Genomic DNA, 7,408 nt, shown 5'->3' on the forward strand with positions numbered 1-7,408 from the left:
CGGAGCCGCCGGCAGCCCGAGCGCGGCCAGCGCCCGCCGGGCGCAGACCCGGCCCGCGGTGAAGTCGCGCCGGCGGCTCGGCACCGCGCGGTCGGACAGGCAGGTCAGCTCGGCGGGGAGCAGGTCGCCGGCCCAGTCGTCGGGACCGGCCACGGCCACCGCGACCGCCGGCGGCAGCAGGTCACGCACCACCCACCTCCTTCAGGTACGACCGCAGCCGCGCCATCTCGGCGCCGGAGCCGGTCGGTCGGCACCGGCGGGTCACCTCCACCGGGGCCATGACCGGTGAACGTACCGCAGTGATGTAACGCCGGAGAGTTGCGTGGCGCTGTTCGGGCGTCACCGGGGGGGCCGAGATCCACATTCGACGGCGGCGCCGAGTCGGGTGCCGGCCGGGTTGTCCGGGCGAACCGAGGGGATATGGGATGACAGGTGGGGACGAATCCGGACCGCAGCCGGGCGAGCACACTCCGGTGACTCCCGACTGGACCTGTGGCACCTGCGGTGACGACTGGCCCTGCCACACCAAGCGGACCCGGCTGCTCGACGAGTACCGGGTCGACCGGGCCTCGCTGAGTGTCTATCTCGGATCGTGCCTCGCCGCCGCCAGCCAGGACCTGCGCGCCGCGCCGGTCTCGTCCCTTCAGGACCGGTTCATCGGGTGGGTGCCGCGGAATCCGCGGACCGCCTGACCTCCTCCACGTGGTGGCCGCCCCGGAGCGGCGGAACGGCCACCACGGGCGGTTCACCGGCGGCGGGGCCGCCGCGTCAGGGCGAAGCCGACCACCCCGGCCACCGCGGCGAGGATGCCGCCGGCCGTGGTCCAGACCCAGCGTGAACCGGGCTCGGGGAGCCAGCCGGTGAGGCTGCTCTCGTCCTCCGCCACGGGCTCGGCGGTCGGCTCGGTGGTCAGCACCGTCCCGGCGCGGTTGTTCGGCACCAGCGGCGCCGCCAGTTCCCCGTCGTCGTCGGACGCGCCGCCCTCGCCGTCCGCCGCGACCAGCAGGTCCACGTCGATCGGCAGGCCCAGATCCGGCTCCGGCAGGTCGACCACGGAGAGCCGGACGTAGTAGGTGCCCGGCAGCGGGTCGGCGGACCACGGTTCGGCCCACGGCCGGACCCGGCGCAGCGTGCAGCCGAGGGTCACGCTGGTCGCCGCCGCGGCCACGGTCGGGGTCTGGGCCCCGGCCGTGCAGGCCTGCCGGCGGCGCAGCCCGTCGAACACGTCGACCGTCCAGGTGGAGCTGCCGCTGCGGCCCTTCGGGAAGGTGACCGTGGCGCTGACCTCGTGGACCTGCCCGGCCTCGGCCGGGAAGGCCCAGTAGAGGTGGTCACCGGTCGAGGCGCCGACCCGGACCGGCTGGCCGGCGGTGATCGCGGTGGCGGTGAGGAAGGACGTGCCGGCCTTGGTGACTGTCGCCGCGCCGGGCGAGGGGGTGGGCGTGGGGGCGGCCGAGGCGGCGGCCGGTGCGAGGGTCAGTCCGGCGGCGACCAGCGCCGCGGCGGACCTGAGCAGGGTACGCATCCTCAGTTCTCCCTCCAGGTGGCGACCCACCAGCGGGTGAGCAGCCCGGCGACCAGCCCGGTGAGCAGCCCGGCCAGGGTGAGCAGGAGCAGCAGGGTCCAGCCGCGGCCCAGGTCCGGACCGTCCGGGGCGGGGGACGAGGCGACCACGTCGACGGTCAGCTCCATCGGCATGCCGGGCGTGGCCTCGGTGCCGGGGCGGGGTGCGAAGGCGTTGCTGACCACCAGGCAGACCGTTTGCGCGGGTTGCGTACCGGTCGGCTCGGGCGTGGGCGCCGGGGCCTCCTCCGCCGCCGACCAGCGCAGGCCGGCGGAGATGACGTCGGTGCGTCCGCTGCCGGCGTCCACGCCCCGGACGATTTCCCGGCCGTCCGGCGCGGTGGCCCGCAGCAGCACCCCGTAGTCCGGGTTGACCGGCCGGTCCAGCGCCACGCTGACCGACGCCCGCAGCTCCTGTCCGGCCCGCACCGGCACCCGGTACCAGCGGTGCTCGGAGAACGCCTCCCGGTCGGTGTAGACGCCGGGGGCGAGCAGCGGGGCGGTCTCGCACTCCGCCGCGCCGCCGACCACCGTCGGGGTGGCCGTGTAGGTGTCCCGGGCCCGGTCCACCAGTTGCTTGATCCGGCCGGTCAGCTCGTCCGCGCTCTGCGCCGCCGTGTACGTCCCGCCGGTCGCTCCGGCGATGCAGAGCAGTTGCCGGCGTACCTTGTCGTCGGGGGCCAGGCCGAGGGTGTCGACCACCAGCCGGGTGCCCTGCGCGGCCAGTTCCCGGGCCACCTCGCACGGGTCCGGCGGGGCGCAGGTGTCCTCCCCGTCGGTGATCAGCACGATCCGGCGGGCGGTGGCGCCGACGCCGAGGTCCTGGGCGGCGGAGCGGAGCGCGAGCCCCACCGGGGTGAAGCCGGTCGGCCGCAGCGTGGCCACCGCCGCCTTCGCCTGGGCCCGGTCGACCGGGCGACCGGCACGATCTGCTGGGTGTCCTGGCAGCCCTGCTTCTTGTCCTTGCCCCGGTAGGTCGCGCCGAGCACCCGGATGCCGAGCTGGGTCTCGTCCGGCAGCGCGTCGACCACCTCGTTGAACGCCTGCTGGGCGACCGAGATCCGGCTGCGCCCGTCGATGTCCCGGGCCCGCATCGAGCCGCTGACGTCGAGCACCAGCTCGACCTTGGGCGGCTCGGCCGGGGGCTCGGTGGTCTCGTCGTCGGCCGTGGCGGGCGCCGGACCGATCAGCGCGGTCGCGGCCAGCAGTCCCAACAGGACGGCCGCCGATCGTCTCTTGTTGATCACCGGGCGAAGTGTAGTGAGATCCACTTTAGATGATCATCCGGGTCGGGCCGCCGCGGCGACCGTCGCCGCCCGACCTGATGGAGGTGCCCTCCGTACCCGACGAATTCGGAAGGTTCCTGTCGGATCACCCACGGTCAGCTGCCGGATGTGAACCATTCGGCCCCTGGTGCATCCGTCGGAAATCTGACCCAACTCCAGCCGTTGTGAACGTGCTGGAGTGTGGTTAAGCTCTTCATGCGCGCCCCAATCGCCCGCTTCCCCCGTGGCAGGCGATCGGGGCGCGCTTCTCTGTGCCCGGTCCGCTGCGGCGGCTGTGCGGGCCGCGCCGCTCGGGCCTCAGATCCAGCGACCGTCCAGCCACATCCGGGCCGACCAGTCCGCGTACGGCAGCAGCCGGCCGACGAAGATCGGATAGAAGTACGCGAAGCAGAGCGCGACGAGCAGCACGTACGCGCCGGCGATGATCCCGCCGACCAGCCGCCGGTCGGAGACCTCCTCCGCCGCGGGCTCGACGGTCGATCCGGCCGGCGAGATGATCGCGCCGAGCACGTAGACCACCGCCAGCACCAGGAACGGCAGCGCCGGCGCGGCGTAGAAGGAGAACATCGTCCGCCCGTCCAGGGCGAACCAGAACCAGGGCAGCAGGCCGGCGCCCACGCAGAGCAGGATCGCCCCGGCCCGCCAGTCCCGGCGGGCGCCCCGAGCCAGACCGTCGCCACCAGCGCCGGCAGGAACGACCACCAGAGCAGCGGGGTGCCCAGCAGCAGGATCTCCGAGGCGCAGCTCGGCGCGCCGCAGGCCCCCTCACCCGACCAGTAGAAGGCGACCGGCCGGCCCAGCAGCAGCCACTGCCACGGCCAGGACTGGTACTTGTGCGGGTCGTCGAGCTGGGTGTGGAAGCCGTACGCGGCCCGGTGGTACTCCCACAGGTTGATCAGCGGGCCGATGACCGGGGCGTCGCTCAGGCCGGGGGTGTTCGGGTAACGGCTGGCCAGGCGGTAGTAGCCCTCGTCACCGAGCAGCCAGCCGGACCAGGTGACCAGGTAGGTGGCGACCATCAGCACGCCGGCTGCCAGCAGCCAGGGCAGCTCGTCGAGGAGCGCGTCCCGCCACGGGCGGCGTACCCCGGCGGAGCGACGGACCCCGACCTCCCAGAAGATCACCAGCAGCGCGAAGGCCGGCAGGAAGTAGATGCCGCTCCACTTGACCGAGCAGGCGCAGCCGAGCAGCACCCCGGCGAGCAGCCGCCACCACGGCCAGTTCCGCCAGCCCGCCGGTGGCCGGCCGGCCCGCCCCGGGCGGGACGGGTCCAGCCCCTCGTCCAGCGCGCGGGCCCAGCGGCGCCGCCGGGCGTCCCGGTCCAGCACCAGGGCGCCGAACGCGGCCAGCACGAAGAGCAGCAGGAAGATGTCGAGCAGGGCGGTGCGGGAGAGCACCAGGTGGAAGCCGTCCAGGCCGAGCAGCAGGCCGGCCGCGCAGCCCAGCGTGGTGGACCGGAACAGCCGCCGGCCGATCCGGACCAGCAGCAGCACCGACAGCGTTCCCGCGACGCCGCCGCGAAGCGCCAGCCGAACTCGGGGGCGGTGGTCATCAGGTGCCCCGGGACGGAGATCTTCGTCTCGGCGTCCTGGTAGCCGAAGGCCCACTCGCCGAACCCGATCAGCCACTTCCCCAGCGGGGGGTGCACCACGTACGACGGGCCGTTGTCCTTGTAGTTCCACTCGACGCCCCGGTCGATCAGGCCGTACGCGTCGCGGGCGTAGTAGATCTCGTCGAAGATCTTGCCGTTGGGGCCGCTCAGGCCGACGAACCGGAGGATCGCCGCGATCAGCACGACCACCCCGGTGGCCAGCCAGGCGTGCCCGTCGAGCCGGGCGTCGACGGTGGCGAGCCGCCGCCGGACGATCGCCGGGACGCCGCGCCCACCCGTCGCCGCGGACTCGTCGGCCGGGCCGGCGGCGGGGTGGCCGGTCGTCGTCCGGCCCGGCTCGGACCGGCCCGCGATCACGCTCTGTGCTGTCGACGCACTCGTCACCCGGCGATCGTAGGCTGCGAAGGTGCCCGGTGGTGCCTGTCGTTTCCGAGATTGGTACCGCCGTCGATGAAGGAGTGCCATTCGTGGGTGAAGTGTCCGAGATTGGGCGGCTGATTCTGCTCGGCGCGCCGCTGGGCAACCCGGCCGACGCCTCGGCCCGGTTCCGCGAGGTGCTCGCCACCGCCGACGTGGTCGCCGCCGAGGACACCCGGCGGCTCACCCGGCTCGCCCGGGACCTGGCCGTCACGGTCCCCGGCCGGATCGTCTCCTACTTCGAGGGGAACGAGGAGCGGCGTACCCCGGAACTGGTCGAGGTGCTCACCGCCGGGTACGTGGTCGCCCTGGTCACCGACGGCGGCATGCCCAGCGTCTCCGACCCCGGGTACCGGCTGGTCCGGGGCGCGCTCGACGCCGGCGTCCCGGTCACCGCCGCCCCCGGGCCCAGCGCGGTGACCACCGCCCTGGCGCTGTCCGGGCTGCCCAGCGACCGGTTCTGCTTCGAGGGCTTCCTGCCCCGCTCACCGGGCGCCCGCCGGTCCCGGCTGCGGGCCCTGGCCGCCGAGGAACGCACCCTGGTGCTCTTCGAGGCCCCGCACCGGATCACCGCCGCCCTGGCCGACCTGGCCGCCGCCTTCGGCCCCGACCGGCCCGCCGCGCTCTGCCGGGAGCTGACCAAGACGTACGAGGAGGTGGTCCGCCGGCCGCTGGGCGAGCTGGCCGACTGGGCCGCCGAGGGCGAGCCCCGGGGCGAGATCACCCTGGTGGTGGCCGGCGCGCCGCCCGCCGCCGCGGTCCGGCCCGACGACGACACGCTCCGCGCGGCGGTCGCCGAGCGGGAGTCCGCCGGGCTGTCCCGGCGGGACGCCATCACCGAGGTCGCGACCGAGTACGGGTTGCGGCGCCGCGAGGTCTACGGCGTCGTGCACGGCTGACCGACACCGGTCACCAGGCGGCCGCGAGGAAGCCCAGGGTGATCAGCAGCGGCCCGGTCAGCGACACCCCGACCGCCCAGTGGCGTCGCCGCGGGTCCCGTAGCCGGGTCGCGCCGGTCCACCGGGCGATCCCGCGCCGCAGGCCAGCACCAGCAGCAGGCCGAGCAGCCAGCGCAGGTGCCGGCCGGACCCGGTGTCCGCGTACGCGGTGCCGCCGTCGGCCCGGATCATCCGCGCCGGCAGCGCCGTGCCGGTGCCGGTGCGCTCGGCGGGCACCCCGCTGACCCGGACCCCGTGCGCGACGAACCGGCCCCCATCGGCGAGGAAGATCCCCCGGCAGCGCTGGGTCAGCCCGCCGCCGGTGCAGTCGGCGATCACCACGGTGCCCCCCGTGGAATGGCCGACCGCCAGCCAGAGCGGCCCGGCGCTGACCCAGGCGAAGAAGGTGGCCAGCAGGCTCAGCGCCAGCAGCGCGGCAGCCTCCCGCTCCACCGTCATCGCGCCGGCCCGCCCGGCCGTACCGTCGCCCGCGGCCGGCGCGCCCCGCCGGTCGAGCAGATCGCAGAGGTGGCTCGCCTCCTGCCGGATCTGGTCCCACTCCCGATCCGCGCCGGCGGTGCTCTCCGCCCGCGCCGCGAGCCGGGTCAACCGGATCCCCAGCTCGTCCAGGCAGGAATCGACCTGCCGTTGGTCGTAACCGGTCTCAACGACGGAGAACCTCATACTGTCGCCCCCCAGGCAGCTGGTGTTTCTTCCCCACCTGCCGATCCTGGGCGCTGCCGGCGACGGCCGGGGCGCTTCGAGAAAAATGTTCAGCATCCGAGGGCGGTCGACGACCGGCGACCGCGCGTGGACAATCGCCGCCACCCGACGTACGGGCGGCGGCGATGAGGACGAACCAGGCTCAGGAACGCTTCGGCAGCACGACCACGCGGCCGAAGAACTCGTCGATGCGGCGCACCACGTCGTTGAAGTCGTCCAGGTCGATCGGCTTCGTCACGTACGCGTTGGCCTGAAGGGTGTAGCTGCCGACGATGTCGGTGTCCGCGTTCGATGTGGTGAGCACGACGATCGGGATGGTGCGCAGGTCCTCGTCCCGCTTCACCTCACCGAGCACCTGCCGGCCGTCCATTCGGGGCATGTTCAGGTCGAGCAGGATCATGTCGGGGCGGCGGGCGTCGGTGTGCCGGCCCTCGCGCCGGAGAAACTCCATCGCCTCCTGGCCGTCGTTGACCACGTCGATGACCTTCTCGACGTCCGAGTCCTCGAGGGCCTCCTCGATCATCAGGACGTCGCCCGGGTCGTCGTCCACCACCAGGATCCGAACGGGGCTGGGGCTGGCTGGACCCATGGGTTACCTGCTTCGTGTCGGTGGCGGGGTGGGACCTCTCGGTCACCTGCTGGCGGGGAAATCTAGCCCATCACGGGCGGAACGGCGAGGCCAGATCGGGCGTGTCCGCGTCGTAACGGAGAACCTCGGCGAGCCCGGTCACCTGCAACACCATGCAGAGGCCGGCGAGCACCAGCACCACGCGACCGGGCGGTGGAGTGGGACGTGGCGAAGAGAACCATGCAGACCAGCAGGCCGGCGATGGCCACGCCGACGGTCTGCACCGCGCCGATCCGGTGGG

The 7,408-nt window shown here is 73.9% G+C and carries 4 protein-coding genes and 4 pseudogenes; 2 read left to right on the top strand and 6 right to left on the bottom strand.

Translation table 11 applies throughout. The features are described 5' to 3' along the window. Positions 1 to 189 (bottom strand): annotated as a pseudogene (locus JNW87_RS31630) (4-phosphopantetheinyl transferase); the annotation flags it as partial. Positions 190 to 425: 236 nt separating this feature from the next. Between JNW87_RS31630 and JNW87_RS31635 the strand changes: the two are divergent. Then, complete coding sequence (locus tag JNW87_RS31635) at positions 426 to 692, top strand: hypothetical protein (RefSeq protein WP_109799944.1); 267 nt, start codon at positions 426 to 428, stop codon at positions 690 to 692. 53 nt (positions 693 to 745) lie between these two features. Here JNW87_RS31635 and JNW87_RS31640 read toward each other — a convergent pair whose 3' ends face one another. The 3 genes and pseudogenes from JNW87_RS31640 to JNW87_RS31650 all read right to left on the bottom strand — a co-directional run bounded on the left by JNW87_RS31640 (position 746) and on the right by JNW87_RS31650 (position 4,845). Further along, complete coding sequence (locus JNW87_RS31640) at positions 746 to 1,525, bottom strand: peptidase (protein ID WP_109799943.1); 780 nt, start codon at positions 1,523 to 1,525, stop codon at positions 746 to 748. Positions 1,526 to 1,527: 2 nt separating this feature from the next. Continuing rightward, a pseudogene (locus JNW87_RS31645) lies at positions 1,528 to 2,810 on the bottom strand (VWA domain-containing protein). A 336-nt stretch (positions 2,811 to 3,146) separates the two neighbouring features. Further along, positions 3,147 to 4,845: pseudogene (locus JNW87_RS31650) on the bottom strand (dolichyl-phosphate-mannose--protein mannosyltransferase). An 83-nt stretch (positions 4,846 to 4,928) separates the two neighbouring features. On the opposite strand from JNW87_RS31650, the gene rsmI reads away from it, so the two are divergent. Next, positions 4,929 to 5,777, top strand: a complete 849-nt coding sequence (gene rsmI, locus JNW87_RS31655; RefSeq protein WP_109799941.1) for a 16S rRNA (cytidine(1402)-2'-O)-methyltransferase — start codon at positions 4,929 to 4,931, stop codon at positions 5,775 to 5,777. Positions 5,778 to 6,242: 465 nt separating this feature from the next. Here rsmI and JNW87_RS31660 read toward each other — a convergent pair. Then, positions 6,243 to 6,500, bottom strand: a pseudogene (locus JNW87_RS31660) (ATPase); the annotation flags it as partial. A gap of 181 nt (positions 6,501 to 6,681) precedes the next feature. Then, positions 6,682 to 7,128 (bottom strand): response regulator, encoded by a 447-nt coding sequence (locus tag JNW87_RS31665; RefSeq protein ID WP_109804626.1) that lies wholly within the window; start codon positions 7,126 to 7,128, stop codon positions 6,682 to 6,684. Positions 7,129 to 7,408 lie beyond the last annotated feature (280 nt).

The organism is Micromonospora sp. ATA51 (genome assembly GCF_016802855.1).
Classification (GTDB): domain Bacteria; phylum Actinomycetota; class Actinomycetes; order Mycobacteriales; family Micromonosporaceae; genus Micromonospora; species Micromonospora sicca.

Coding starts and splice junctions, on each gene's coding strand:
- JNW87_RS31635 (WP_109799944.1), top strand. CDS start 426: ATGACAGGTGGGGACGAATCCGGACCGCAGCCGGGCGAGCACACTCCG.
- JNW87_RS31640 (WP_109799943.1), bottom strand. CDS start 1,525: ATGCGTACCCTGCTCAGGTCCGCCGCGGCGCTGGTCGCCGCCGGACTG.
- JNW87_RS31665 (WP_109804626.1), bottom strand. CDS start 7,128: ATGGGTCCAGCCAGCCCCAGCCCCGTTCGGATCCTGGTGGTGGACGAC.